This window comes from Amycolatopsis umgeniensis, from assembly GCF_014205155.1.
Taxonomy (GTDB): domain Bacteria; phylum Actinomycetota; class Actinomycetes; order Mycobacteriales; family Pseudonocardiaceae; genus Amycolatopsis; species Amycolatopsis umgeniensis.
This window is the reverse complement of record NZ_JACHMX010000001.1, coordinates 452346-478440: the sequence shown is the minus strand read 5'-3', so window position 1 is coordinate 478440 and position 26095 is coordinate 452346. Positions and strand designations below refer to the sequence as shown.

At 68.0% G+C, this 26095-nt stretch carries 26 protein-coding genes; 14 read left to right on the top strand and 12 right to left on the bottom strand.

The genetic code is table 11. From position 1 onward, the window contains the following. Positions 1–2 precede the first annotated feature (2 nt). Together HDA45_RS02080 and HDA45_RS02075 are read left to right on the top strand one after the other, a co-directional pair. Positions 3–1094, top strand: coding sequence for an ROK family protein (locus HDA45_RS02080; protein WP_184891613.1), 1092 nt, complete (start codon positions 3–5; stop codon positions 1092–1094). A gap of 63 nt (positions 1095–1157) precedes the next feature. Further along, the gene (locus HDA45_RS02075) at positions 1158–1562 is read left to right on the top strand and encodes a hypothetical protein (RefSeq protein WP_181772472.1); all 405 of its coding nucleotides are present in this window, start codon (positions 1158–1160) and stop codon (positions 1560–1562) included. Here HDA45_RS02075 and HDA45_RS02070 read toward each other — a convergent pair. Next, positions 1540–2094, bottom strand: coding sequence for a hypothetical protein (locus HDA45_RS02070; RefSeq protein ID WP_184891612.1), 555 nt, complete (start codon positions 2092–2094; stop codon positions 1540–1542). The genes HDA45_RS02075 and HDA45_RS02070 overlap by 23 nt on opposite strands. A gap of 24 nt (positions 2095–2118) precedes the next feature. Continuing rightward, positions 2119–2859, bottom strand: coding sequence for a serine/threonine protein kinase (locus HDA45_RS02065; protein WP_184891611.1), 741 nt, complete (start codon positions 2857–2859; stop codon positions 2119–2121). Positions 2860–2981: 122 nt separating this feature from the next. On the opposite strand from HDA45_RS02065, the gene HDA45_RS02060 reads away from it, so the two are divergent. The 3 genes from HDA45_RS02060 (at position 2982) to HDA45_RS02050 (ending at position 6336) form a co-directional block, all read left to right on the top strand. Then, positions 2982–4328, top strand: coding sequence for an MFS transporter (locus tag HDA45_RS02060; RefSeq protein ID WP_184891610.1), 1347 nt, complete (start codon positions 2982–2984; stop codon positions 4326–4328). A gap of 189 nt (positions 4329–4517) precedes the next feature. Further along, positions 4518–5777 carry a DUF222 domain-containing protein gene (locus HDA45_RS02055; protein WP_184905209.1) on the top strand — a complete coding sequence of 420 codons (1260 nt, stop codon included), beginning with the start codon at positions 4518–4520 and terminating at the stop codon, positions 5775–5777. A 289-nt stretch (positions 5778–6066) separates the two neighbouring features. Further along, entirely contained in the window at positions 6067–6336 is a 270-nt protein-coding gene (locus tag HDA45_RS02050; protein ID WP_221470986.1) for a hypothetical protein, read from the top strand. Between the two features lie 73 nt (positions 6337–6409). Here the strand turns inward: HDA45_RS02050 and HDA45_RS02045 are convergent, their stop codons facing one another. From HDA45_RS02045 to HDA45_RS02020, 6 genes are read right to left on the bottom strand one after another with little or no spacing between them, the layout of a single operon-like run. Next, positions 6410–7177, bottom strand: coding sequence for an HpcH/HpaI aldolase family protein (locus HDA45_RS02045; RefSeq protein WP_184891609.1), 768 nt, complete (start codon positions 7175–7177; stop codon positions 6410–6412). Continuing rightward, positions 7162–7947 carry a 2-oxo-hept-4-ene-1,7-dioate hydratase gene (gene hpaH / locus HDA45_RS02040; RefSeq protein WP_184891608.1) on the bottom strand — a complete coding sequence of 262 codons (786 nt, stop codon included), beginning with the start codon at positions 7945–7947 and terminating at the stop codon, positions 7162–7164. The genes HDA45_RS02045 and hpaH overlap by 16 nt, the downstream gene beginning before the upstream one ends. Positions 7948–7956: 9 nt before the next feature. Then, positions 7957–9051 carry a 3,4-dihydroxyphenylacetate 2,3-dioxygenase gene (gene hpaD, locus HDA45_RS02035; RefSeq protein WP_184891607.1) on the bottom strand — a complete coding sequence of 365 codons (1095 nt, stop codon included), beginning with the start codon at positions 9049–9051 and terminating at the stop codon, positions 7957–7959. A gap of 4 nt (positions 9052–9055) precedes the next feature. After that, positions 9056–10561 (bottom strand): 5-carboxymethyl-2-hydroxymuconate semialdehyde dehydrogenase, encoded by a 1506-nt coding sequence (gene hpaE, locus HDA45_RS02030; RefSeq protein WP_184891606.1) that lies wholly within the window; start codon positions 10559–10561, stop codon positions 9056–9058. A gap of 13 nt (positions 10562–10574) precedes the next feature. Continuing rightward, complete coding sequence (locus HDA45_RS02025; protein ID WP_184891605.1) at positions 10575–11246, bottom strand: GntR family transcriptional regulator; 672 nt, start codon at positions 11244–11246, stop codon at positions 10575–10577. Beyond that, a complete protein-coding gene (locus tag HDA45_RS02020; protein ID WP_184891604.1) occupies positions 11228–12712 on the bottom strand; it encodes a fumarylacetoacetate hydrolase family protein in 1485 nt (494 codons plus the stop codon). The genes HDA45_RS02025 and HDA45_RS02020 overlap by 19 nt, the downstream gene beginning before the upstream one ends. A gap of 149 nt (positions 12713–12861) precedes the next feature. Here HDA45_RS02020 and HDA45_RS02015 point away from each other — a divergent pair, with 149 nt between their 5' ends. Then, positions 12862–14235, top strand: a complete 1374-nt coding sequence (locus tag HDA45_RS02015) for an MFS transporter (protein WP_184891603.1) — start codon at positions 12862–12864, stop codon at positions 14233–14235. An 18-nt stretch (positions 14236–14253) separates the two neighbouring features. Here the strand turns inward: HDA45_RS02015 and HDA45_RS02010 are convergent, their stop codons facing one another. Continuing rightward, positions 14254–14943, bottom strand: a complete 690-nt coding sequence (locus HDA45_RS02010; protein WP_184891602.1) for an IclR family transcriptional regulator — start codon at positions 14941–14943, stop codon at positions 14254–14256. A 59-nt stretch (positions 14944–15002) separates the two neighbouring features. On the opposite strand from HDA45_RS02010, the gene HDA45_RS02005 reads away from it, so the two are divergent. From HDA45_RS02005 to HDA45_RS01985, 5 genes are all read left to right on the top strand, one after another. Next, a complete protein-coding gene (locus tag HDA45_RS02005; protein WP_184891601.1) occupies positions 15003–15536 on the top strand; it encodes a flavin reductase family protein in 534 nt (177 codons plus the stop codon). 18 nt (positions 15537–15554) lie between these two features. Continuing rightward, the gene (gene hpaB, locus HDA45_RS02000; RefSeq protein WP_184891600.1) at positions 15555–17012 is read left to right on the top strand and encodes a 4-hydroxyphenylacetate 3-monooxygenase, oxygenase component; all 1458 of its coding nucleotides are present in this window, start codon (positions 15555–15557) and stop codon (positions 17010–17012) included. A gap of 68 nt (positions 17013–17080) precedes the next feature. Beyond that, positions 17081–17512 carry a transcriptional repressor gene (locus tag HDA45_RS01995; protein ID WP_184891599.1) on the top strand — a complete coding sequence of 144 codons (432 nt, stop codon included), beginning with the start codon at positions 17081–17083 and terminating at the stop codon, positions 17510–17512. A gap of 32 nt (positions 17513–17544) precedes the next feature. Further along, the gene (gene katG, locus HDA45_RS01990) at positions 17545–19779 is read left to right on the top strand and encodes a catalase/peroxidase HPI (protein ID WP_184891598.1); all 2235 of its coding nucleotides are present in this window, start codon (positions 17545–17547) and stop codon (positions 19777–19779) included. Between the two features lie 85 nt (positions 19780–19864). Then, the gene (locus HDA45_RS01985; RefSeq protein ID WP_184891597.1) at positions 19865–20620 is read left to right on the top strand and encodes a ZIP family metal transporter; all 756 of its coding nucleotides are present in this window, start codon (positions 19865–19867) and stop codon (positions 20618–20620) included. 20 nt (positions 20621–20640) lie between these two features. Here the strand turns inward: HDA45_RS01985 and HDA45_RS01980 are convergent, their stop codons facing one another. From HDA45_RS01980 to HDA45_RS01970, 3 genes are all read right to left on the bottom strand, one after another. Then, a complete protein-coding gene (locus HDA45_RS01980) occupies positions 20641–21096 on the bottom strand; it encodes an ester cyclase (protein WP_184891596.1) in 456 nt (151 codons plus the stop codon). Continuing rightward, positions 21093–21989: a hypothetical protein gene (locus HDA45_RS01975; RefSeq protein ID WP_184891595.1), complete on the bottom strand. Its 897-nt coding sequence runs from the start codon at positions 21987–21989 to the stop codon at positions 21093–21095. The genes HDA45_RS01980 and HDA45_RS01975 overlap by 4 nt, the downstream gene beginning before the upstream one ends. Positions 21990–22088: 99 nt before the next feature. After that, on the bottom strand, positions 22089–23099 hold the full coding sequence (locus tag HDA45_RS01970; protein WP_184891594.1) for an SdiA-regulated/phytase-like domain-containing protein: 1011 nt from the start codon (positions 23097–23099) through the stop codon (positions 22089–22091). 192 nt (positions 23100–23291) lie between these two features. Between HDA45_RS01970 and HDA45_RS01965 the strand changes: the two genes are divergently transcribed. Genes HDA45_RS01965 through HDA45_RS01955 form a run of 3 tightly spaced genes read left to right on the top strand, consistent with a single transcriptional unit; the run spans position 23292 to position 26094 of the window. Continuing rightward, entirely contained in the window at positions 23292–24692 is a 1401-nt protein-coding gene (locus HDA45_RS01965) for a fatty acid desaturase (protein WP_184891593.1), read from the top strand. Continuing rightward, positions 24689–24883 (top strand): ferredoxin, encoded by a 195-nt coding sequence (locus HDA45_RS01960; RefSeq protein ID WP_125782839.1) that lies wholly within the window; start codon positions 24689–24691, stop codon positions 24881–24883. Before HDA45_RS01965 ends, HDA45_RS01960 begins: the two co-directional genes overlap by 4 nt. Positions 24884–24885: 2 nt before the next feature. Continuing rightward, positions 24886–26094, top strand: a complete 1209-nt coding sequence (locus HDA45_RS01955) for an FAD-dependent oxidoreductase (protein ID WP_184891592.1) — start codon at positions 24886–24888, stop codon at positions 26092–26094. Position 26095: the final 1 nt, after the last annotated feature.

The following is a 26095-nucleotide window of genomic DNA, read 5'->3' as shown; positions in this document are numbered from 1 at the left end:
GGGTGCCGTTGCCGCAAGCCGTCCTGCGTGAGGCCACCGATCGCCGTCTGCTGGAGGAGGTCGTGACCCGGGGCCGGGTCACGAGGGCCGAGCTCGCCGCGGCGACGGGGCTGTCGAAGCCGACGGTGTCGGAAGCCGTGCGCAGGCTGACCGAAAGCGGTCTGCTGGAGGCGACAGGCGCGCAGGAGACCGGACGGCGGGGGCGCGTCGGCACGTTCTACGAACTGGGACCGTCAGCGGGGTGGGTGCTCGCCGTCGAGGTGGGCAAGTCCGGGGTGCGGGCCTGGTCGGCGGATCTCGCCGGCGCGGTGCTGCGCGAACACGAACGTCCGGCCGGCGTCAGGGGTGACGTCGAAGCGGTGGCCGCCGCCCTGCGTTCGGTCGCGTCCGACGCGGTGGATCAAGCGGGGGAAGGGGTTCTGCGCGCGGTCGCCGTTTCGATGGCCAACCCGGTCGACCCCGAGACGCACGACGTCATCGCCGTCCCGGCTTCTCCGTTTCCCGAAGGCCTTCTGAGTCCCGCAGAAATCCTCGTCGGCACCGTGACGGCACCGGTCTTGGTGGACAACGACGTCAACCTCGCCGCGCTCGCCGAACAACGCGCCGGTGGCGCCACCGGGGTGTCGAGTTTCGCGTACGTCTACGTCGGCGCGGGTCTCGGCGTCGGGTTGTACATCGGCGACAGGCTGGTCCGGGGCGCGCACGGGCTTGCGGGTGAGATCGGGTATCTGCCCGGCGCCGGCCGCGGCACGCTCGCCACGGAGCTTGCCGCCGGAATCGGTGGCGCGGGCGCGCGATCGAACGATGTCGCGACGGCGTTGCGGATGCTGGACGATGGCGACACCGAGACGATCGGTCGTGCTGTCGCGCGGGCGATCACGTCGATCACCGCCGTGGTGGATCCGGAACTCGTGTTGCTCGGCGGACCGGTCGGTTGTCATCCGGCGCTCCTGGAACCGGTGCGGGCCGCGCTCCCGCCGAGTCCGACCCGTCTCGAATACGGAAGGCTCGGCACACTCGCTTCACTCCACGGGGCTACATATTCGGCTCTGGAACACGCGCGGACCGCAGCTGTCCGGGTGATGTCGGACTGAGGCCGGTTCCGTCACCCTCGTTGTCGCTAGTCTCGATCTTCGACTGCGAGGGAGAATGAATTCATGGCGGAATGGGCCGATCTGGTCGCGTTCGTACGACACGAATATCGGGTGGTAAAGGACGAACCGGACGAAATTCGCATCCGGTTGTCCTACGGCGACGACGATTACGAAGAACGCGCCCAGACCGTTGTCATCGCGCGGGAGATCTTCGACCGCCGTGAGGATTGGGTGCAGATCGCGACGCCGTTCGCGCGGATCGACGAGGTCGACCTGGCGACCGTGCTGACCGAGATCGGCAACACGATCGTCGTCGGCGGGCTGGTGGTCATGGGCGAACACCTGGTGCTGCGCCATTCCCTGCCGCTGGTGAACCTCGACATCAACGAGTTCACCGACCCGCTCGAACTCGTCGCGGGTTCGGCGGAGCTGCTGGAGCAGCAGTTCACCGGACGCGACGACTACTGAGCCTGGCGACCTCTTCGAAGGAGGTCACGCGTTCGCACTCCTCTTCGGTGAGCTTGTCGATCGCCGCCCGGCACGCCTGCGCTCGGGGCGTGCTGGGCAGTTCGCCCTCGAGGAGACCGGGAAGGCCGAGTTCGAAGCCGCAGCGGGCCCGGACTCCGTAGCGATGCCGGGCCCGGGCGACGGCGGTGGCGACGCGGAGTCCGTGCTCGGTGCCCGGCGGTGTCGCGGGCTTGTCTGTTTCCCTGGCCGCGAAACGGAATCCGTCGGCCTGGGCACAGCTCTCGCAGCTCGTGGGACCCGCGCCGAGTTCGCCGCCGCATTCAGTGCACGACAGCCTGCCCAGGGCCGCGTCGACCACCCGCCACTCGAACGCGGACGTGTCGGCGACGACCATTCCGGCGAGGTCGTTTTCTTCCTTCGTCCCGGCGGCGACGCCGTATTCGACGAGGAGCAGCCGCCAGTAGTCCTCGATACTCGCCTCTACGGCCTCCAAGGCCTCCGCGGGACGGCCGCCGCGAGGAAGACAGGTCATGAGCAGGACCTTAACCCGCGATCGCTATTTCCCGCGGATAAGGGTGTCGGCGTCGATGCAAAGGTGGCCTTCGCAGGGAACGACCGTCAGTTCGTGGGTTTCGAGCGAGGAAGGCCGGCCGTCGCGGTAGTGCAGCGTGACCCGGACCCGGACGGTCGTCGCGGAGGTGGCCGACGCGCTGTGGACGTCCACCGCGTTGATCCTGCCCCAATGGGCTTCGTAATCGCTTAGGCCCCGGCGCTGGAGGTTCGGCCCGATGAGCGGCCATCCGGCTTGAGTGTTCGGCATCAAGCGGTAATAGCCGGTGACGAACTCGGTGATGTCTTCGTTCGAGACGGGCCGGGGCACGGTGGACGTCGTGATGGTCGTCGACGAGGGCGGTGGTGTCACGCGTGGTTCGATCGCCGCGGGGAGCGGTGTCCCGGCGGTCTGGATCGAGCCCGCGAAGTGGACGCCCACGAAAATGGCCGCCAGCAGCGAACCCGAGACCCCGAGGATCAGGAACACCAGCCACACGTTGACCTGTGAGTGCTGGACGTTGTAGACGTTCGTCGTGCCGCCGGTTTGCGGACCGCCGCCGTCGCGGCGGCTGAGGACCTGCGAGATTCCGCTGATCAGCCCGGTCGCGACGGTGAACGCGACGACGAGACCCCAGGCCAGGAAACTGGTCTTGAGGTCGGTCGCGAAATTGATCGCGGTGCCGAGGGCGGCGGCGATGAAGGCGCCGAGCAAGGACCAGAACCACACAGAACCCGCCCGGTTCAAGATCGTCCCCTTCCCGGGTGCCGAAGCCGTCGGCTTACAACTCGCGGGGTGAACAGGCCTTGTTACGGCGGGCGGGATCCGTGGCCCTATCGTGATCGCGTGCGTGCACCGGGGGAGCGGCGATGAATTCTTCCAAATGGGGCGGACTCGTGGCGCTGCTCGCGGGCTTCTTCGTGATCCTGCTCGACACGACGATCGTCGCGGTGGCGAGCCCGAGCATCCAAGCCGATCTCGGCGGGGACGTCGCCGCGCTGTTCTGGGTGACGGCGGGCTATCTGCTCGCCTTTTCGGTTCCTTTGCTGGTCGCGGGCCGGCTCGGCGACCTCTTCGATCCGAAACGCGTCTACCTCTTCGGCATGGCGGGCTTCGCCGTCGCCTCCGCGCTGTGCGGGTTCGCTCCCTCGATCGGATGGCTCATCGCCTTCAGGATCCTGCAAGGCCTGGCCGCGGCCGCGATGTCTCCACAGCCGCTCACGTTGATCAGACGGCTCTTCGCCGAAGACGAGAGGGGCCGCGCCTTCGGCGTCTGGGGCTCGGTCGCCGCCGCTGCCACTCTGCTCGGACCCATTCTGGGCGGGCTGCTGACGGCGAGCCTCGATTGGCGCTGGATCTTCTGGGTCAACGTTCCGCTCTGCGCCATCGCCGTCGTCATGGGGATTCGCCTGATTCCCGGTAGCCAAGGCGGTTTCGCGCGCTTCGACCTCATCGGCGCCGCACTGAGCACAGCGGGTCTGAGCCTTCTCGTGTGGGCGCTGCTGTCCTTTTCGTTGCTCGCGGCCGCCGGCGCCGTCGCCCTGCTCGTGGGTTTCTACTTCCGGGAACGCAGCGAAGGCGCCGACGCGCTCGCGCCATTGCGGCTCTACCGCTCGTCCGGATACCTGTCGGCGAGCCTCGCGATGGCGTCCCTCGGCGCGACGGTCCTCGCGATGGCGCTGCCGACCATGCTCTATATCCAAGAAGTACGCGGTTTCGGGCCGATCGAAGCAGCGATGGTCCTGGCACCGGACGCCGTCGTCGCGATCCTGCTGTCGCCACCGGCGGGCCGCTGGGTCGACCGAGTCGGAGGCCGTCGACCGGCGATCCTCGGCATGAGTCTGCTCGCGGTGAGCTTGCTGCTCATCGGTCTCGTGGTCGTGTCGGAGCTGAATCCCTGGTGGATCACGGCGGGGGCCGCACTTCTGGGCGCCGCCAACGCGGTGGCCTGGTCGCCGCTGTCCGCCATCGCGATGGCGTCCGTGGAACCCGCCGCCGCGGGTGGGGCGTCCGGTCTGTTCAACACGGTGAGGCAGGTGGGCGCGGTCGCGGGGGTCGCGGTGACCGGCGCGGTCCTGGCGGGCCTCGAATCGAGGCCCACGCTGGCTTTCGGGGTCGTGTTCGGCTTCATCGGTCTCGTTGCCGTTGGCGGACTTGTTGCGGCGCTTCGACTTCCGGCGAATCCGAGAGTGGGTGAGCTGGTTGGTGAGGATTAGGGCGGCGTGCTCTCGGGTGGGTCGCGAGTGGTTAGGCGTCGGCTGGCGAAATGCGGTGGTCGACGGTCGATGTCACGTCGGGTAGCAGCGACGTTTTGACGGATTCACCCGTCAGTGGTGAATGCGCCGGTTGTGTTGTTGCTTAAAATTACGAACACCTGTTCGACAGATGTGCGGTATTGTTGTGGGGTGTCCGAGACCTTTCTTCCCGAACTGCCGCAGGAGCTGTGGCGTGCCGGCAAGCTGGAGCTTGCCCATGGCGTGCTGCAGTTCCTGCAGATGATGCGGATCGCCTCCGCCGGGTTGGGGCGGTATCTGGCGGAGATCGAGTCCCGGGGCGCGAAAGACCTCTACGGCTACGGCAGTACAGCAGCGTGGTTCGCTGACGTGGCCGGGTTGTCGCGGGGCGAGGCCGGTCCGATCGTGAGTCAGGCGATCGCGCTGAACCCGACCCGAGCACTGGACGACACGGAGGTTCCGGCGGTGGCTCCCGCTACGGGTGCGGCTGCCGCCGAGGGCGCTATCGGGAGTGAACGGATCAAGCAGATCCTGGAGATTCTGGCTCGGATTCCGTCGGATGTGTCGGTGGAGGATCGGGAGTGTGCGGAGAAGACTCTCGCTGATCTGGCGCGGGACGCCGGTCCTCGGCAGGTGTCGAAGCTCGGGGACAACCTGCTCGCGTGGCTCGACCCTGATGGGAACGAACCCAAAGACCCCGAACCCAAGCAACCCAGCCGTGAAGTCACCCTGGAGCGCCGCAAGGACGGGTTCTGGACACTGAACGGCCTCCTCGACGACGAACTCGGTGCCCGCACCGCCGCCGCCCTCGAGGCCTACGCGGCACCACGCCCGATCGACGAATCCGGCCAAGCCGATCTACGCACCACAGCCGAACGCCAAGGCGACGCCTGGGCCGAACTCCTGGACCTCGCGGTCGCCTGCCCCGACCAGCCCGGCACCAACGGCTACCGCACCCTGATCCACGTGACCATCGGGCTCGAGGAACTCAAGACCGGGCTCGGCACCGCCTGCGTAGACTTCGTCGGAAAAATGACCGCCCGCGAAGCACGCATGGCCGCCTGCGACTGCCTGATGTTGCCGATCGTGATGAACGCGGCTGGGGAGCCGCTGGATGTGGGACGGTTGAAGCGGTTCGTCACCCCAGCGCAACGCCGAGCCCTCAACATCCGTGACGGGGGCTGCGCGTTCCCCGGCTGTCATCGGCGGCCGCGGAACTGTCACGCCCATCATATTGATCATTGGGCAGACGGCGGGCCCACGGATCTCCGGAACCTGGTGTTGCTCTGCGGTTTCCACCACCGCCTGATTCACCACGGGGACTGGCAAGTCCGGATGGCAGCCGACGGGTTACCGGAGTTCATCCCACCCCAATACCTGGACCCGCTACGAAAACCCCGGCGCAACACCCTCCACCGCGCCACCGCATAACCCCGAGGAGCCCGCCACCCCCACCGGCGACGGGCCCCTCGGCATGCCCACACCACCCACACAAGGCCAGACCCAGCCGACAACCAAATACCGGTCCGCCAGAACCCGACTCACCACTCACAACCACCCGGAGGCCGCGAAAGCCGATCCTCCGACAGAAGCACACCCGATCGCGACCAGGTGACCTCGGATGGCCAGCACGTTCTCGGGAGTTCAAATCACAGATCGTGGAGCTGTTCGGCAGAAATCCACTACAGCCCGCCCGACATCTCCGCCTAGCATCACCAGCGTGATCAACGACCAACCAGGCGAAATTCAGCCGGGTGACATCTACGAGGACTGCGCGTTCCACCCCGTGCTCTGCACCTACATCGACGACGGCGACGAGATCGGCGGCATTTCCCTCATCGACGCGAGCGCCCCACGAGCCTGCTCGCTCAGCGGCTGCGGCGTCATCAAGCTTTCCATCGCCGACGTGGTCGCGGCCCGGGCCGACTGGCCTGCCTACCTTGCCCGCCGCCAGGCTGATTTCGAAGCCCCGGACAGCGCGACGTCGTGAGCGGCGGCGAAGGCGACCGTCGACTGTGTGGATTTTGGGACGTCAGATGTCCCAAAATCCACACAGTCCGGACTCAGACCGAATGCCGCCGCGCGAGCGCCTCCGAACCCTGCGCCAGCAAGGAAACATCCGCGCCGACCAGGACGAACGAAGCACCGGCGTCGAGGTACCGCTGAGCCTGCGCGGGGTCGAAGGCGTTGACGCCGACAGGCTTTCCCTGTGCCCGCACGGCCTCGAACGTGCCAAGGACGGCCGCCGTGACGTCGGCGTGCGTCTGCTGTCCGAGCAGGCCCATCGAGGCGGCCAGATCGGACGGCCCGACGAACACGCCGTCGACGCCGTCGACAGCGGCGATTTCGGCGGCGGCCGCGACACCCGCCGTCGACTCGATCTGGACGTACAGCGACGTGAATTCGTCGGCCTTCGTGAGGTAGTCCTCGACCCGGTTCCAGCGCGCGGACCGGGAGAGGGCACTGCCGACACCACGCACGCCTCGCGGCGGATAGCGGACTGCCTGTACGACGGCCTCCGCTTCCTCGGCGCTGTCGACCATGGGCACGAGCAGGTTCTGCGCGCCCAGGTCGAGCAGCTGCTTCAGCGCGACAGTGTCACCGGACGGGGCGCGCACCACCGGCGTGATGGGATACGCGGCGATCGTCTGCAGCAACGATTGCACCGTTTCCAGCCCGGCGGGGGAGTGCTCGGTGTCGATGAGCAGCCAGTCGAGTCCGGAACCCGCGCAGATCTCCGCGACGACCGGGCTTCCCGACGTCACCCACATGCCGATCAGTGGCCGAGTGCCCAGCTGCTCCCGGAACGTCGGCGCTAGACGAAGCGGCATGTGATCGCCCCCAGGTCCCGGTAGTCGGCTGTCACGGTGTCGCCGGGGTGCACCCACATCGGCCGGGTGAACGACCCGGCGAGCACGATGTCGCCGGGCTCCAGTTTGTCGCCGTGTTGCGCGAGTTTGTTCGCCAGCCAGGCGACACCGTTCGCCGGATGGTTCAGCACCGCGGCGGCGACCCCGGATTCTTCGATGGTTTCGTTGCGGTACAACAGCGCCGAAACCCACCGTAGGTCCACGGCGTCCACGGCGACCGGGTTGCCGCCGTAGACCATGCCGCCCATGGCCGCGTTGTCGCTGATCGTGTCCACGATCGTCCGGCCCGTCATTTCGATGCGTGAGGACAGGATCTCCAGTGCGGGTACGACGTACTCGGTCGCGCGCAGGACGTCGAACACCGTGGCGTCCGGTCCGGTGAGGGTGTCCTTGAGCACGAAGGCCAGCTCGACTTCGATGCGCACGTTCGAGAACCGGCTGTGCTCGATCACGGAACCGTTTTCGAACACCATGTCCGCGAAAATGGCGCCGTAGTCGGGTTCGGTGATCCCGGTGGCGGCCTGCATGACCTTCGAGGTGAGCCCGATCTTGCGGCCGACCGGGCGGCGCCCCGACGCGATGCCCCGGCGCCGCCATTCGTTCTGCACGGCGTACGAGTCCTCGACGGTCATGTCCGGGTAGCGCGTCGTCAGCAGCGGGATCGTTGCCCGCGCCTCTTCCGCGGCCGCCAGTTCATCGGCGATCGCGGTGATCGTTTCCTGTTCGAGCATGATCCCGCCTCAGAGCTGGTTGCCGAGTTTGTACTCGCCCTGTTTCCAGGCGGGCAGTTCTCCGTCGTCGTCACCCTTGCGGGTGTAGGAGAAGCCGTCGGCCCCGATGGTGACCTCCAGCTCGCTCTCCTCGGTCCTCGCGACCACCGGCTGCGGCTTGCCGTCGAGGTCGAGCACGAGGGACGCGTCGGTGTACCACGACGGGACGACCGGGGTCCCCCACCAGTCACGGCGCTGGTTGTCGTGCACGTCCCAGGTGACGACCGGGTTGTCGGGGTCGCCGGTGTAGTAGTCCTGCGTGTAGATCTCGACGCGGTGCCCGTCCGGGTCACGCAGATACAGGTAGAACGCGTTCGAGACGCCGTGCCTGCCGGGACCGCGTTCGATGTGGTCCGACATCCGCAGCGAACCGAGTTTGTCGCAAATGGACAGGATGTTGTGCTTCTCGTGCGTGGCGAAAGCGACGTGGTGCATCCGCGGCCCGTCGCCGCCGGTCATCGCGGTGTCGTGCACGGTCGGCTTGCGGCGCATCCAGGCCGCGTAGGTGACGCCCTGATCGTCCTGGATGTCCTCGGTGACACGGAAGTTGAGGTCTTCCATATGCTTCACCGCGAGCGGGACGTCCGGGGTGACCTGGTTGAAGTGGTCGAGCCGCACCAGCGCGCCGGGCAGGTGCAGGTCGTAGCGCCAGCCGAGCCGCTCGACGTGCTGCACGTCGTGGAAGAACTCGATCGGGAAGCCGAGCGGGTCCTGCACGCGCACCGAGTCGCCGATGCCCTTCGTGTACCCGTCCTCGCGGCGCTCGACCCGGCAGCCCAGCTCCGTGTAGAACGCGACGGCCTTGTCCAGATCCTCCGGAGACCGGACGCGGTACGAGAAGGCGGCGACAGCGGCGACCGGGCCTTGGCGCAGCACGAGGTTGTGGTGGATGAACTCGTCGATCGTGCGGAGGCTGACCGTGGTGTCGTCCTCTTCGGTCACCGTCAGGCCGAGGACGTCGGCGTAGAACGCGCGCGAACGCGCCAGATCGGTGACGACGAGTTCCATGTACGCGCAGCGCAGGACGTCCGGCGGTGGCGACGACGGCGTGGGGATCGTGGTCATGGCATCATCCTTTGCCGAAGGCGGGGTTGTGCACCTCGCCGAGATTGATGTGCACCGCCTGCTGGTCGGTGTAGAAGTCGATCGAGCGGTAGCCGCCCTCGTGCCCGAGCCCGGACGCCTTGACCCCGCCGAAGGGCGTGCGCAGATCGCGGACGTTGTTCGAGTTGAGCCACACCATCCCGGCCTCGACGGACTGCGCGAAGTTGTGCGCCCGCTTGAGATCGTTGGTCCAGACGTAGGCCGCGAGCCCGTACTTCGTGTTGTTCGCGAGCTCGAGCGCCTCTTCCTCGCTGTCGAACGGCGTGATCGCGACGACCGGGCCGAAGATCTCCTCCTGGAAGATGCGGGCGTCCGGTTTGACGTCGGCGAACACCGTCGGCGCCACGTAGTTCCCGGTCGGGAAGCCGTCCGGGCGGCCGCCGCCTGCGACCAGCCTGCCTTCGGTCTTCCCGATCTCGATGTACTTCATGACCTTTTCGTAGTGCTCGGGATGCACCAGCGCGCCGACCTCGGTCGCGGGGTCGCTCGGGTCGCCCACCACGACGCGTTTGGCCTGAGCGGCGTAGCGCTCGACGAACTCGTCGTAGATCGCGCGCTCGACCAGGATCCGGCTGCCCGCGGTGCAGCGTTCGCCGTTGAGCGAGAACACGCCGAAGATCGTCGCGTCGATCGCGGTCTCCAGGTCGGCGTCGGCGAAGACGATGGCGGGAGACTTGCCGCCCAGTTCCATCGACAGTCCCTTGAGGAACGGTGCCGCGTTCCCGAAGATCAGGCTCCCGGTGCCGCTCTCGCCGGTGAACGAGATCAGCGGGACGTCCGGATGCTTCACCAGCGCGTCGCCCGCGTCCTCGCCGAAACCGTTGACCAGGTTGAAAACACCCGGCGGAAGCCCGGCCTCTTCGAAGATCTCGGCCCACAGCGACGCCGAAAGCGGGGTGAACTCGGCGGGCTTGAGCACGACGGTGTTACCGGTCGCCAGCGCGGGGGCGAGTTTCCACGATTCCAGCATGAACGGTGTGTTCCACGGCGTGATCAGCCCGGCGACACCGATCGGCTTGCGGTTGACGTAGTTGATCTGGCGGCCGGGCACCTTGTAGGTGTCGTCGGCCTGCGCGACGATCAGATCGGCGAAGAACCGGAAGTTCTCGGCCGCCCGGCGGGCCTGGCCCAGCGCCTGCGAGATCGGCAGGCCCGAATCGAAACTCTCCAGCGCGGCCAGCCGCTTGTCCCGCGATTCGACGAGATCGGCGATGCGGTTGAGCACCCGCGACCGTTCGCGCGGCAGCAGCTTCGGCCACGGCCCCTCGGTGAACGCCTTCCGCGCGGCGGCGACGGCGCGATCGATATCGGCCTTCTTCCCCGCCGCGGCCCGCACGTAGACCTCGTTGGTCACCGGGTCGAGCACGTCGAAAACGGCGCCGTCGGCCGAATCGACGAGCTCGCCGCCGATGTAGTGCCGGATCCGCTCCGGGACACCGTCCGGGATCGGCCGGGGAGTCGTGGTGGTCAAAAGTCCTCCTCAGTCAGCGGTTCGCGCGCTCTCGAGCGTCCAAAAAGGCCTGCATGGTGGCCCAGCGGTGATTGCGCGCGGCGAATTCGATGTCGAGCGGGTCGGCCTTCTCGGAGATCAGCCGGAGGATCTGTTCGTGCTCTTCGACCGACCGGTGCGCGCGGTCGGGCACGAAGGCGAACGTCGAGTCGCGCAGTCCGGACAGCCGCGTCCAGCCTTGGTGCACGAGCTCGAGGATCTGGGGGTTGGGGCAGCATGCGAAGAGCAGCGAGTGGAACTGCTGGTTCAGCGCGGTGAACTCGTGCGCGTCGAAGTGGTCGAGCAGGGCGATCATCCGCTCGTTCACCCTGCGTGCCTTCGCGATGTCCTCTTCGGACAGTCCCGGCGCGGACAGCGCGGTGGCGACGCCCTCGACCACGCCGAGGGTCTGCATGGCGTGGACGTATTCGTTCTGGTCCACCATCGCCACGCGCGCGCCGACGTTGCGCTCGAAGGTCACCAGCCGTTCGGCCTCCAGCCGCCGGATCGCCTCGCGCACCGGCACGACGCTCATGTCGAGCGCGCCGGCGATCTCGGCGAGGACGAGCCGGTAGCCGGGTCCGTACTCGTGCCGGGCGATCCGCTCACGCAGCCACTCGTAGGCGAGTTCGGACTTGCTGGCCGTCTTCACTGCTTCTTCTGCCATGCCTCATACCTTTCCCGCCACAACGGGTTCAGCGGGAAGAGCCCCTCGATCGGGCGGCCCTTGGCGACCTGCTCGGCGATCCAGGCGTCCTCGTCCTCCTGGACGAGTGTCGCGTCGACGATCTCTTCGGCCAGCGACGGCGGGATGACGACCACCCCGTCGTCGTCGCCGACGATGATGTCGCCGGGCAGTACGGTGGCCCCGCCGCAGGCGACCGCGACGTCGGTGTCCCACGGCACGTGCTTGCGGCCGAGGACCGCCGGATGCGGGCCCTGGGAGAACACCGGAAGACCGGTCTCGGCGACGGCCTCGAAGTCGCGGATCCCGCCGTCGGTGACCACCCCGGCCGCGCCGAGGTACCGCGCCCGCAGCGCCAGGATGTCCCCGAGCGTTCCGGAACCCCGGTCGCCCCGGGCTTCGATGACGATCACCTCGCCGGTGCCGACGGAGTCGAAGAGGCGTTTCTGCGCGTTGTAGCCGCCGCCGTGGGATTTGAAGAGGTCTTCGCGGTTCGGGACGAAGCGCAAGGTCCTCGCCGTACCGACGATCTTCGAGCCCGGCAGATTGGGGCGTACGCCGTCGATCGCGACGTTGTTCAGCCCGCGCTTGCGCAACTGGGCGGACAAACCGGCGACCGGCGCGCGCAGGAGTTTGGCGCGAAGCCCTTCGTCGAGAGCGGGAGCGTCCTCTGCGACCGGCTCGTCCGAGGGAGTGCCCCAGGCCTCGGCGCGCTGCTTGTCGTCGACCTCGGGCAGGCTGCCGATGTCCGAAAAGGACCGGATCCCCTGGGAGACGGTGGTGTGGAGCCGTCCGCTGCTGGCGGAGGTGCCGGGGACGTCCACCTCGACCACGACGACGTCACCGGGGGAGACCACGGTGGAGCCGGCGGGGGTCCCGGTGAGGATGACGTCGCCGGGTTCGAGCGTGAAGTGCTGGGAGAGGTCGGAAACGAACTGCCGCAACGGGAAGATCAGCCCGGCCGTCGTGTCCTCCTGCACGAGGTCGCCGTTCACCCAGGTGCGCACGCGCAGGGCGGAGGGGTCGACGTCGCGCGCGTCGATGAGGCCGGGGCCGAGCGGGGTGTAGCCGTCGCCGCCCTTGGACCGGACGTTGGAGCCCTTGTCCGCGGTGCGCAGATCGTAGAGGCCGAAGTCGTTCGCGGCGGTGACGGCGGCGACGTGATCCCACGCCCTGTCCGGTTTGACCCAGCGGGCCGTGGTGCCGATGACCAGCGCGATCTCGCCCTCGAAGGCCAGCAATTCGGTTCCGGCCGGACGTTCGACCGTGCCACCGGACGTGCCGATCGAGCTCGACGGCTTGAAGAAGTACGACGGGTTCGCCGGACGCCGTCCGCGCTGTTCTGCCCGTGACGCGTAGCTGAGATGGACGGCGATGATCTTGCCCGGCCGGGTACCCAGCGGACCGGACCCGCGTCCTGATGGCGCCGTTGCCTCGTAAGTGTCCATGTTTCCCTGAATCCCTCGACCCTTGCTTCGTATCTAATAACGTATATGATTCTGTGCCACAGTGGCAAGGCGGTCACCGAGTGGCCTTCGCCTCGCCCGGGATCTCAGCGGGCCGCCACTCGCGTCAGGCCTACGTCAAAGGAGCCAATGTGTCGAATCCAGCGCAGGATGAACGCACGTCCGGCCGGACCGCCCCACCGTCCTCCGACCGGCGCAGGGTCGCTTTCGCGACCGTCGTCGGAACCACCGTGGAGTGGTACGACTTCTTCGTTTACGCGTCCGCGGCAGGTCTCGTCTTCGGCAAGCTGTTCTTCTCGGGCCTCGGGGCGAACAGCACCCTCGTCTCCTTCGCCACCGTGGGCGTGAGCTTCCTGTTCCGCCCGCTCGGCGCCTTCCTCGCCGGGCACTTCGGCGACAAGTACGGCCGCCGCGTCGTCCTGGTGCTCACCCTGATCCTGATGGGCGCCGCGACCACGCTGATCGGCGTGCTCCCGACCTTCGGCCAGATCGGTGTCCTCGCGCCGGTTCTGCTGATCCTGTTGCGGATCCTGCAGGGCATTTCCGCCGGTGGCGAATGGGGCGGCGCCGTGCTGATGGCCGTCGAGCACGCCCCGCCGAACCGGCGGGGACTCTTCGGCGCTTCACCGCAGATCGGCGTCCCGCTCGGCCTCCTGCTGGCTTCCGGCGTTCTGGCGCTGACCAGCTTGCTCGTCCCCGGGCAGGCGTTCCTCGACTGGGGCTGGCGGATCCCGTTCCTGCTCAGCGTCGGGCTGATCCTGGTCGGGCACTACGTCCGGCGCCGCGTCGAGGAGAGCCCGGTCTTCCGCGAGATCGCCGAACGCCGTGAGCGGACCCGGACGCCGATCATCCAGCTGTTCCGCAAGCACACCGCGCTGGTCCTGGTGGCCGCGCTGGTGTTCGCGGGCAACAACGCCGTCGGCTACATGACCACCGGTGGCTACATCCAGAACTACGCGACCAACCCCAAGGGCCCGATCGGACTCGACCGCGGTCCGGTGCTGTGGGCGGTGACCGCGTCGGCCGCGACCTGGCTGATCTCGACATGGGCGGCGGGCGCGGTGTCCGACCGGATCGGCAGGCGGCGTACCTACGTGGTGGGCTGGATCGCGCAACTCGCCGGCGTCGCGGCCCTCTTTCCCTTGGTGGACACCGGGAACGTCGTCTTGTTGGCGCTGGGGTTGATCATCCTCAGCGTCGGACTCGGCTTCACCTACGGCCAGCAGGCGGCGTTCTACGCGGAACTGTTCCCCGCGTCGATCCGGTTCTCCGGCGTCTCGATCTCGTACGCGCTCGGCGCGATCCTCGGTGGCGCGTTCGCGCCGACGATCGCCACCGCGCTGGTCGGGGCGACCGGCACGTCGTTGTCCGTGGCCGTCTACCTGGCGGGGATGACGGTCGTCGGCCTCATCGCCACCCTGCTGTTGCGTGACCGGTCCGGGATTCCGCTCGGCCCGGACCACGAAGCCGATCAGGCGGTGAGCCCGCTCCGTTTCGGTAAATAGTCTCGCCGTCCGTGACGCTCATCCGCCGAGAGCGTCACGGACGGCCTTCGCCGCCGCCTTGAGCCGCTCCGCGAGCTCGGCGGGGGTGTGCGTGCTGGACAGATAGACGACCGAGAGCGCCGCGGGATTGTGGCCGCGCAGGGGAAGCGGAACCGCGACCGCGCTGAGGTTCTCGATCACTTCGCCATGGCTGTCCGCGTAACCGCGGGCGGCCACTTCGCGTATTCCGTCCGGCCAGTCCTCCGACGGGAGTTGGGAAAGGATCGCCCGGCCGGGGGCGCCGACGGTGAACGGATGCCGGGACCCCGGACGCTGCGCCACGGACGCGACGGCGTGCCGGGGTTCCACGCTGACCAGGGTCACGCATTCTTCGCGGTCCAACACCGCCACGAAACACGTCATGCCGAGTTCGTTCGCGACCGCGGTGAGTTCGGGCAGCGCGGCGGCCTGCAGATCGTGTTTGATCCCCGCCGCGAGCGCGGCCAGACGCGTGCCGAGCTCGAACTTCCCGGTGGGCTCCCGGGTGATGAGCCCGTGGTCCTCGAGCGTGCGGATGAGCCGGTACGCGATCGACCGGTGTACGCCGAGCCGTTCGGCGATCCGGTCGACGCTGAGTGCTTCTTGGGCGTCGGCAAGGACTTCGAGTACGCGGATGCCGCGGCTGAGCGTCTGGGACGTGCTCGCGGTCTTGCGGGAGTCCGAAGCCATCGTATACGATCCATTTCGATAGTTGAACTGGCTGTTCGATTATAGAACAGGAACCGACGATGATGTCACGCGAAACCAGTTTCCTGCCGGGTTCGAACCTGTATCGGCCGCCCGCGCAGTTCTTCCGGGGATGTCTCGGCCGCTTCGCGACCGGTGTCGCGGTGGTGACCTTCGACGCCGCCACGAAACGGCACGGCCTGACGGTGAACTCCTTCACCGCGGTCTCGATGGATCCGCCGCTCGTGCTCGTCTCGATCCAGCGCTCCGTGAAGAGCCACGACCTGCTCGAAGGCCGCCCGTTCGCGGTCAACGTCCTCGGCGCGGAACAAGAGGCGCTCGCGATGAACTTCGCCGGCCGTCCGAGTCCCGAGGGCGCACCGGTGTGGGTCGAAGGCAAGCACGCGCCACGGCTCGGCGGCGTCCTCAGCTGGTTCGACTGCACGCCGTGGGCCGCCTACGACGGCGGCGACCACACCCTGTTCCTCGGCGAGGTGCGGGAATTCGACTACCGCTCCGGCGACGCGCTCGGCTTCGTCAACGGGCGGTTCTCGACCATCCACGAATCCGCGCAAGGCCACGAATCCCTGTTCTGACAAGAGAAGGAGCCTGATATGGGAGCCCGCACCGGACAGCAGTACCTCGACAAGCTCAACGCGATGACGCCGGAGTTGTACGTCGACGGCGAGAAGGTGACCTCGAAGGTCGCCGAGCACGCGGCGTTCCGCAACAACGCGCTGACCTACGCGAAGCTTTTCGACCTCCAGCACGATCCGGCGCATCGCGACGTCCTCACCTACGAATCGCCGACCACGGGGGAGCGCGTCGGCACCTCGTTCCTGGTGCCGCGTACCGAGGAGGACCTCAAGCGCCGTCGTGCCGCTTTCTCCGTATGGGCGGAGTACTCGAACGGTTTCCTCGGCCGCACCGGCGACTACATGAACTCGTCGCTCACCGCGCTTTCGGCCGCGAAGAAGTTCTTCTCCCAGGCCGATCCCGTCTTCGGCGAGCGTATCGAGAAGTACTACGAGATGGCGCGCGAGAACGATCTCCTCGCGACGCACACCTTGATCCCGCCGCAGGTCAACCGTTCGGTCTCCGGGAGCCAGCAGGGTGGCGGCAACCTTTCGGCGAAGGTGGTCGAGGAACGGGAGGACGGCATCGTCATCCGCGGTGCCCGGATGCTCGCCACCATCGCACCGATCGCCGACGAACTCCTCGTGTTCCCGTCGACGGTGCTGCGAGGCACGCCTGAGGACGCTCCGTACTCCTACGCTTTCGCCGTCCCGAACGACGCGCCCGGGCTGAAGTACTTCTGCCGCGCCGGACTCGACCACGGCCGCTCGCGTTTCGACGAGCCGCTCGCCTCCCGGTTCGAGGAGATGGACGCGGTCGTGGTGTTCGACGACGTGTTCGTCCCGAACGAGCGGGTCTTCCTGCTGGGCCACCCGGAACTGTGCAACGCCTGGTACTCCGAGACCGGCGCCGGCGCGCTCATGACCCACCAGGTCGTCACCCGCACACTGGCCAAGACCGAGTTCTACCTCGGCCTCGCCAGTGAGATCGCCGCCGCGATCGGCATCGGCGGGTTCCAGCACATCCAGCAGGATCTTTCGGAGCTGATCTCCTACGTCGAGATCGAGAAGGCCGTGCTGCGCGCGGCCGAGGCCGACGGCACGGTGAGCGAGGACGGCGTCTTCCTGCCCAAGTGGGAAGTCCTCAACGCCGCCCGGAACTGGTACCCCACGAAGGTCTCGCCGCGGCTGACCGAGATCATCCGCAAGTTCTCCGCGTCCGGTCTCATGGCCCTGCCGGGGGAAGCGGATTTCGACGCGGACGGCCGTCCCGACATCGACACGTACCTCCAGTCGGCCACGTTGCCGGCCAAGGACCGCGCGCGGCTGTTCAAGCTGGCGTTCGACGCGTCGGTCTCGAGCTTCGCCGGGCGGGAGTCGCTGTACGAGTACTTCTTCTTCGGTGACCCGGTGCGGATGGCGGGCGCCCAGGTGAACGCGTATCCGAGGGAGGCGCTGCAGGAGCGGGTGCGTGAGTTGCTGGCGCGCGAGGACTGAGAAGGCCGTCGGACACGCCCGGGATTCGCGAACTTGATTCATTCCAGAAAATGGGCCAGACTGCGCCCGTGCCCACGACCCCGGACTTCGAGCGGATGCTGCGCGGGGCCTCCCTGCGCGTGACGCGTCCTCGGGTGGCCGTGCTGACAGCGGTACGCGACCACCCGCACGCCGACACCGACTCCATCATCGGTGCGGTGCGTTCAGAGCTCGGCGAGGTCTCTCACCAGGCCATTTACGACGTGCTGCGGGCATTGACCGCCGCACGTCTCGTCCGGCGGATCCAGCCGTCGGGGTCGGTGGCACGCTATGAATCCCGTGTCGGGGACAACCACCACCACGTCGTGTGTCGATCATGTGGCGCCATCGCCGACGTCGACTGCGCCGTCGGTCCGGCACCCTGCTTGAGCGCGTCGGACGACCACGGCTTCGTGATCGAAGAGGCCGAGGTCATCTACTGGGGCCTGTGTCCCGACTGCGCTATCGAACCCCGTTCCTGAGCCCTGCAGCTCTGATTCCCGGAAGGATTCCCGTGTCTGACAGCCCGGACGCCGTCGTCGGCGAAATGAACGAAGAGAGCGCGGGCGGCTGCCCCGTCTCGTCGGGGCGCCGCAACCACCCCACCGAAGGCGCGGGAAACCGTGACTGGTGGCCGAATCAGCTCAACCTGAAGATCCTCCGGAAGCACACCGCGGCTTCCGACCCGATGGACGCCGGGTTCGACTACGCCGCCGAGTTCAAGACCGTCGACCTCGACGAACTCGCCAAGGACGTCGACGCCGTCCTCACGACTTCGCAGGACTGGTGGCCCGCGGACTTCGGCCACTACGGCGGTCTCATGATCCGTATGGCGTGGCACAGCGCGGGCACGTACCGCATCGAGGACGGCCGCGGCGGCGCGGGCGCGGGCATGCAGCGCTTCGCCCCGCTCAACAGCTGGCCGGACAACGGCAACCTGGACAAGGCCCGCCGTCTGCTGTGGCCGGTCAAGAAGAAGTACGGCCGCAAGATCTCGTGGGCCGACCTGATGATCTTCACCGGCAACCGCGCCCTGGAGACCATGGGCTTCAAGACCTTCGGCTTCGCCGGTGGCCGCGCCGACGTCTGGGAGCCGGACGAGGACGTCTACTGGGGTCCCGAGCGCACGTGGCTCGGCGACGAACGCTACACCGGTGACCGTCAGCTCGAGGGCCCGCTGGCCGCCGTGCAGATGGGTCTCATCTACGTGAACCCGGAAGGCCCGAACGGCAACCCGGACCCGCTGGCCGCGGCCCGCGACATCCGCGAGACCTTCCGCCGCATGGCGATGAACGACGAGGAGACCGTCGCGCTGATCGCCGGCGGCCACACCTTCGGCAAGGCGCACGGCGCGGCGAACCCCGACGAGCACGTCGGCGCCGAGCCCGAGGGCGCTTCGATCGAGGAGCAGGGCCTCGGCTGGAAGAACTCCTTCGGCAGCGGCAAGGGCCGGGACGCCATCACCAGTGGTCTCGAAACCACCTGGACCTCCACGCCGACCCAGTGGAGCCACGGCTTCTTCCAGAACCTGTTCGGCCACGAGTGGGAGCTGACCAAGAGCCCCGCCGGTGCCCACCAGTGGCAGCCGAAGGACGGCGCCGGCGCGAACACCGTGCCCGACCCCGAGTCCGGCGAGCTCACGCGCCCGCCGACGATGCTCACCACCGACCTGTCGCTGCGGTTCGACCCGGTCTACGAGCAGATCTCGCGCCGGTTCCTGGACAACCCGGACCAGTTCGCGGACGCCTTCGCCCGCGCCTGGTACAAGCTGACCCACCGCGACATGGGCCCGATCCAGCGCTACCTCGGCCCGCTGGTGCCGCAGGAAACGCTGATCTGGCAGGACCCGGTGCCCGCCGTCGACCACGAGCTGATCGACGACGCGGACATCGCCTCCCTCAAGGAGAAGCTGCTCGCTTCGGGCCTGTCGGTCTCGCAGCTGGTCTCCACCGCGTGGGCGTCGGCCTCGACCTTCCGCGCCAGCGACAAGCGCGGCGGCGCGAACGGTGCCCGCATCCGCCTCGAGCCGCAGCGCGACTGGGAGGTCAACGACCCGCAGACGCTGGCCCAGGTGCTGCGGACCCTGGAAGGTGTCCAGGAGTCCTTCAACGGCGCCCAGACCGGCGGCAAGAAGGTCTCGCTGGCCGACCTGATCGTGCTCGGCGGCGTCGCGGCCGTGGAGAAGGCGGCCAAGGACGGCGGTCACGACGTCACGGTGCCGTTCACGCCGGGCCGTACCGACGCGACCCAGGAGCAGACCGACGTCGAGTCGTTCGCCCCGCTGGAGCCGACCATCGACGGCTTCCGCAACTACCGGGGCAAGGGCCACCGTCTCCCGACGGAGTACCTGCTCATCGACCGCGCGAACCTGCTGGACCTGAGCGCGCCCGAGCTGTCCGTCCTCGTCGGCGGCCTGCGTGTGCTCGGCGCCAACACCCAGGAGTCGAAGCACGGCGTGTTGACGGAGAAGCCGGGGTCGCTGACCAACGACTTCTTCGCGAACCTGCTCGACATGGGCGTTCAGTGGACCGCCGCGAACGGTGACGCGGAGATCTTCGAAGGTCGCGACTCGGCGACCGGCGAGGTCAAGTGGACCGGTACCCGTGCCGACCTCGTGTTCGGGTCCAACTCCGAGCTTCGCGCGGTGGCCGAGGTCTACGCCAGCGACGACGCCAAGGAGAAGTTCGTCCGCGACTTCGTGGCGGCGTGGGACAAGGTCATGAACCTCGACCGGTACGACGTGGCATGATCCGAGCCTGAACCTGGCTTGACAGCGGGCCGGCCGCGTTTCGCGGCCGGCCCGCTGTGTTTCCGCCGGACGAAGGGAGACGGACGTGGGAGACCTGCTGGCGGCGGGCGGCTGGGGCCTGCTGGCCGGGTCGGCGTTGCTGCTCGGGGCGATGGTCGGCTTCCTGGTCCGGATCCCGAGCAGGGCCGTGGCGAGCGTGATGGCCTTCGGCAGCGGCGTGCTGATCTCCGCCGTCTCGTTCGAACTGATCGCCGAGGCGCACGAGAAAGGCGGCTTCCTGCCGACCGCGCTCGGCGCACTGGGCGGTTCCCTGATCTACACCCTCGCCAACATCGTGCTCGCGCGGCGGGGTGCCCGTCATCGCAAACGTTCGGGTGGCCAACAGCCGTCCGAGACCGAGCAGGCGGGTTCCGGTACGGCCATCGCGCTCGGTGCCCTGTTGGACGGTGTCCCCGAATCGATGGTGATCGGCACCAGCCTGCTCGGCGGCGGGAGTGTCAGTGTCGTGACGGTGGCGGCCGTGTTCATCAGCAATGTCCCGGAAGGACTGTCCAGCGCGGCCGGGATGAAGCGGGCGGGCCGGAGTCCGCGTTACGTTTTCACCCTCTGGAGCGGTATCGCCGTGATCAGCGGGGTGGCGGCCCTGCTCGGCTACGGCGTCCTCGGTGGCGCGTCCGGCACCGTCCTCGCCGTGATCACCGCGCTCGCGGGCGGCGCGATCCTCGCCATGATCGCCGACACGATGATTCCCGAGGCCTTCGACGACGCGCATCTGTGGACCGGCCTGATCACGGTCGCCGGTTTCCTCACCGCTTTCGGCCTTTCACGTATCGAGGGCTGACGGCTGATGCCGGCCGATGGTCAGACGTCGCCCGAGGCCAGCAGGGTCAGCAGTTCGGCGTGCCCTGCCTGGGTGATCAGGCTGGCGGCGTCGAAGTAGACGCGCTCGTTGGTGATCCTGTCCCCGTCGAAGAAGAACACCGCGATGATCGGGACACGGAACGCCTTGCCGGTGGGCGGGCGGCCGTAGAACTCGCCGAGGTTGGTGCCGAGCAGGTCGAACTCGACGATGACCGACTCGTCGGCGTAGTGGTAGCGGACGTTGTCGTGCCGCTGGTCCGGGAACGCCGTCCGGGTCATGCGGTAGTACCCCATGACCTCCTCGTCGCCGTCGAAGATCTGCCCGGTCGCCATGATCTCGTAGTGCGGATGGCCGTTGAAGGTGCCCAGCGTGCGGTCGAACTCCTGGGTCACCTCCGTGTCCATGTGCTCTTCGATGATCTTGTGGCGGCGCTCGCGCAGGTCTTCGCTGGTCACTGGTCCTCCGGGTCGTTGCCGATGGCGATCCGGAGCCTACCGCCCGCGGCCTCGTCGTCGGTTCCGTAGAGCAGGCTGCCGCACGAGCGCGAGAGGCAGGTCATGGCCTCGATCTTGTGACCGGGGAAGTCGCCGATCTTCGCCGGGACGGGGGAGAGGGCGATCGAACCGTCGGAGCGGAGCACGCCCGCCGCGTACACGGCCGAGTCGAACGGGCCGTCGTCACCGGGATCGGAGGCGGCCGAGATCAGGACGCGGCCGTCGGCGGTGATCTCGACGTCGGAGGCGTGCCGGACGTCGGCGGTGGGGTACGCGACGCGGAACGGGATCGACTTCGGCTTCTTGAAGGACAGCTTGGAGACCGAGAACTCCGCTGAGTGGAGCGTGGCCGGACGGGCGTCCTGGCCCCGGTCCGCCCAAACCGCGAACAACCGGTCATTCACCTTTTTCAGCGCGAAACCCTCGTAATTGTCATCCGGGTCGCCTTTCGGTACCCGGAAGGCGCCGAGCACTTTCAGCCGACGGCCGTCGAGCCTGATGTGGAAGCCTTTGCCGTCGCTGGCCAGCGCGATGAATTCACCCGCCTTTCCCGGTACCGCTTCGGCCGCCTCCAGATCGACGGGGAGTTCGCCGGGCCAGTCGATCGGGTCCACCTTGGACACCTGGCCGCGATCGAGCCGCACCCGGACCGCCCGGTTCTCGCCGGGCTTCTTGTTGTCCCGCACCACGAGTGCGTCGATCCGGTCTTCGTCGTGAGCGAGGACGGCGACGCCGCTGGCGCCGGAGGTCATCCCGGCGCCGATCGATTCCCAGCCGTCACCCGCCGATGCCGTCGAGGGCAGGAAGAGAGGGATGACCAGAGCCGGGAGAACGGCGAGGGAGGCGAATTTCATGCGGGGAAACCTAGCCCAGGAACGGGACGGGACGAATGCCGAAATCGGTGCAGTGCGGTTCCGGCGCGGACCCGGGGGATCCGCGCCGGAAACACCGGTTCAGCCGCAGTAAAGGGCGCCGGCGCGGAGCGCGTGGCTCCCTTCGTTCCCGTCGTCGGCCCAGACCACCTGCTTGCCGCCGCGTTCGCAGGTCGGCGAGATGGCGAAGCCTTCGTTGTTCAAGTTCGGCATCGCGCTCGGGCGGTTGAACGTGTCGGTCACGGCGAACTTGCCCTGCGGGTTGACCGAGAGCGTCGTCGAGTTCCCGCTGCAGTTGTCGTCGCAGACCGCCCACAGCTTGCTCGTCGAAGCTTCGTACTCGAGTTCCATGATCGAGTCGAGGCCGCTCTTGAAACTCGCGACACGGGTGTACTTCTCGCCGGCCTGGTCGAGGGCGTAGGCGTAGATCATCCCGTTGCTCTCGAGACCGACGAGGTAGAGGCCGGTGCCGTGGCCGGGGTAGGTGGCCGGGTTGTACGGCGCCTTCGTGCGTTCGTCCACGAACCCCTTCGCGGTGAGCGCGGTGTCCGGGATCCACGACACGGCTTCGAGACCGTCGTTGGCCGAGACCTTCGGCAGATCCGCGGTCAGATTCCATTCGGCTTTGGCGGTGAGGGTTTTGGCCGAGCCGGAGACGTCGTACCGGAGCACCTTGAGCGCGCTCTTCTTGTCGTTGTCACCGTCTCGTTCGGTGGCCGTGACCACGCCGTCCGGGGTGGCGACGACGGCTTCGGCGTCGGGGTCGCCCTTGCCGTTGCGGTAGCGCAGCGCCTTGCCGGACGACCAGCCGTTGGCCGTGTCCGGCTGCCATTTGCCGGCGTTGCGCACGAGGCGGTACAGCGTGCCGGGGCCGTTCTTCACGGCCCACAGGACGTCGGCGCCTTGGAAGGACAATCCGCTCATGTTGCCGCCGAGGACGTCCGAATCGTCGACGGTCGTGACGGCGGACCCGCCTGGCCAGGAGCTGCTCGCGACGGTGCTCGCGTCGGCGGTGGCGGCGGGCAGGACCAGCAGGGCCGCGGCGACGGTGGCCACGGCGGCGGGGCGGATCCGGCGAGGTGATCGGGGCATTCGCGCTCCTTCGGGGCGGACGAAGTGAATCGCGGCGTGTCGTCACAAGTTAAGTAAGTTTCCTTACGAATACAAGATATCGCCGAACTCGCACGAAATGAAGCAACGGCAGGTTTACAAAAAGTGACTACTTGTCAAACCGGGTGTACATCACCTACAGTTTTGTAAACCCAGCCAGCGGAGGAGGGTGCGATGAGCGAGATGACGGGCACGATCCCGGAGGGCTCGACCGAGCGGTGGACCGACCGCAAGCGATACCTGTGGTTGATCGGCCTGGTGGTCCCCTCGCTCGCGTTCCTCGCCATCGGGCTGCACGCGGCCACCGGATGGGGTGTGTGGTTCTGGATCGGGCCGATCGTGATCCTGGTGGTCGTACCGCTGATCGACCTGATCGCCGGGCTGGACCGCGACAACCCGCCGGACGACGTCATCGAACGGCTGGAAAAAGATCGCTACTACCGGTGGATCACCTTCGCGTTCCTGCCCATCCAATACGCGGGTTTCGTGGCCGCGTTCTGGCTGATCTCGCGCGGCGATCTGTCCGTTGTGGACAAGATCGGCCTGGCGATCTCGATCGGTTGCATCGGCGGCATCGGCATCAACACCGCGCACGAACTCGGGCACAAGAAAGAAAGTCACGAGCGCTGGCTGTCGAAGATCGCGCTGGCGCAGAGTTTCTACGGTCACTTCTACATCGAGCACAACCGCGGCCACCACGTCCGGGTGGCGACCCCGGAGGATCCGGCCAGCAGCCGGGTCGGCGAGAGCTTCTACCGGTTCTGGCCGCGCACGGTGTTCGGCTCGCTGAAATCCGCGTGGGGGCTGGAGCGCAAACGGTACGCCCGGCGTGACCGGCATCCGTTCCGGATCGGCAACGACGTGCTCAACGCCTGGCTGATGTCGGCGGTGCTGTGGGCGGCGCTGGCGGTGTGGCTGGGGCCGGGGATCCTGCCGTACCTGGTGATCCAGGCGGTGATCGGGTTCTCGCTGCTGGAGGTCGTGAACTACATGGAGCACTACGGTATGCGGCGGCAGAAGGTCGGCCCGGCGAACCGGCGGCGCTATGAACGGGTGGATCCCAGCCACAGCTGGAATTCCAACAACATCGCCACCAACGTCCTGCTGTATCACCTGCAGCGGCACAGCGATCACCACGCGAACCCGACGCGCCGCTACCAGACGCTGCGCGATTTCGCGGAATCACCGGTTCTGCCGACGGGATACGCCGGAATGATCGTGCTGGCGCTGTTCCCGCCGGTCTGGCGTCGCGTGATGGATCCGCGGGTGCTCGCGCATTTCGACGGCGACATCTCGCGCGCCAACATCCAGCCGTCGAAGCGGGGCAAGATCCTGGCGCGCCACGGCACCCGCGTCACCGCGCCGTCGCGGGTCGCCTCCGACACACACGGCGACGCGACCGAAGGCGGGATGTGCCCGGGTTGCGGCTACGTCTACGACGAGTCACTCGGCGACCCGCGCGAAGGTTTCCCCGCCGGAACACCGTGGTCGGCGATCCCGGATTCGTGGTGCTGCCCGGACTGCGGGGTGCGGGAGAAGGTCGATTTCGTGGCACCGGGAAGGGTCGGAGCATGATGAAGATCGAGGCGGACCGCGCGAAATGCGACGGGCTGGGCATGTGCGAGGCGATGGCGCCCGACTTCTTCGAGGTCGGTGACGACGGCACGGTCGTGGTACTCGACGAGCGGCCCGGCGAGGAATACCGGCAGGATCTGTCGGCCGCTGTCGACGCCTGCCCGGTCCTCGCGCTGAAGCTGCGGGACTGATCGTGACACTGGTCGTCGTAGGAGCCTCGCTGGCCGGACTGCGTGCGGTGGAAGCCGCGCGCCGGGACGGGTACCGCGGGCGGATCGTGCTGATCGGCGCGGAGGACCACCCGCCGTACGACCGGCTTCCGCTGTCGAAGGCGTTCCTCGACGCGGAAGGCCCCGGGCGGATCGAGCCGTTCCACAGTGAGGCCGCGTTGCGTGACGAGCTCGGCGTCGAACCGGTGCTCGGCGCGCCCGCGGACGGACTCGACACCACCGCGCGAGAGGTGGCGGTGGACGGCCGGACGGTGTCTTACGACGCGCTGGTGATCGCGACCGGCGCCACCGCGCGGCGACTGCCCGGGAGCGAGGGGATCGCCGGGGTCCACACGCTGAGGACCGCAGAGGACGCCCTGGCTGTTCGGGCCGCGCTCGACCGCGGTGCGCGGACGGTGGTGATCGGGGCGGGTTTCATCGGCTCGGAGGTCGCCGCGGCCGCCCGGAAGCGCGGTCTGTCGTCGACGATCGTCGAGGCGCTCGACGTCCCGCTCATCCGATCGGTCGGGGCCGAGGCCGGTGCGGTGTGCGCTTCGCTGCACCGGGAGGCGGGCACGGAACTGTGGTTGTCCACGACGGTCACCGGCTTGGAAGCCAACGGCGGCGTGGTGACCGGTGTCCGGCTCGCGAGCGGCGAGGTGCTGCCCGCGGACCTGGTGGTCGCCGGTATCGGCGTCGTCCCGGCCACCGGCTGGCTGGCCGGGAGCGGTGTCCCGCTGCACGAGCGCGACGGCGGCGTGGTGTGCGATGCCACGCTCGCGACGGGTGTGCCCGGCGTGTACGCCGCCGGGGATGTCGCGCACGCCGAGAACCCGCTGTTCGACGGCGAACTGATGCGGCTGGAGCACTGGACGAACGCCGCGGAGCAGGGTGCCGCGGCCGCTCGTCACGCATTCGCCCCGGAGTCGGCGCGGGCGCTGGCGCCGGTGCCGTACTTCTGGTCGGACTGGTACGGCCACCGGATCCAGTTCGTCGGCACCCCGCGCGCGGACGAGGTGGTGACCGCCGTCCCGGCTTCCGGCGGGTTCACCGCGCTGTACCGGCGCAGGGACCGGATCGTCGGCGCGCTGACCGTCGACCGGCCGCGCGAGATCATGAAGTACCGCCGCCACATCGCCGGGCGGGCGCCGTGGCCCGAGGCGCTGGCGTTCGCCGCGGCCACGGCGGCTTAGA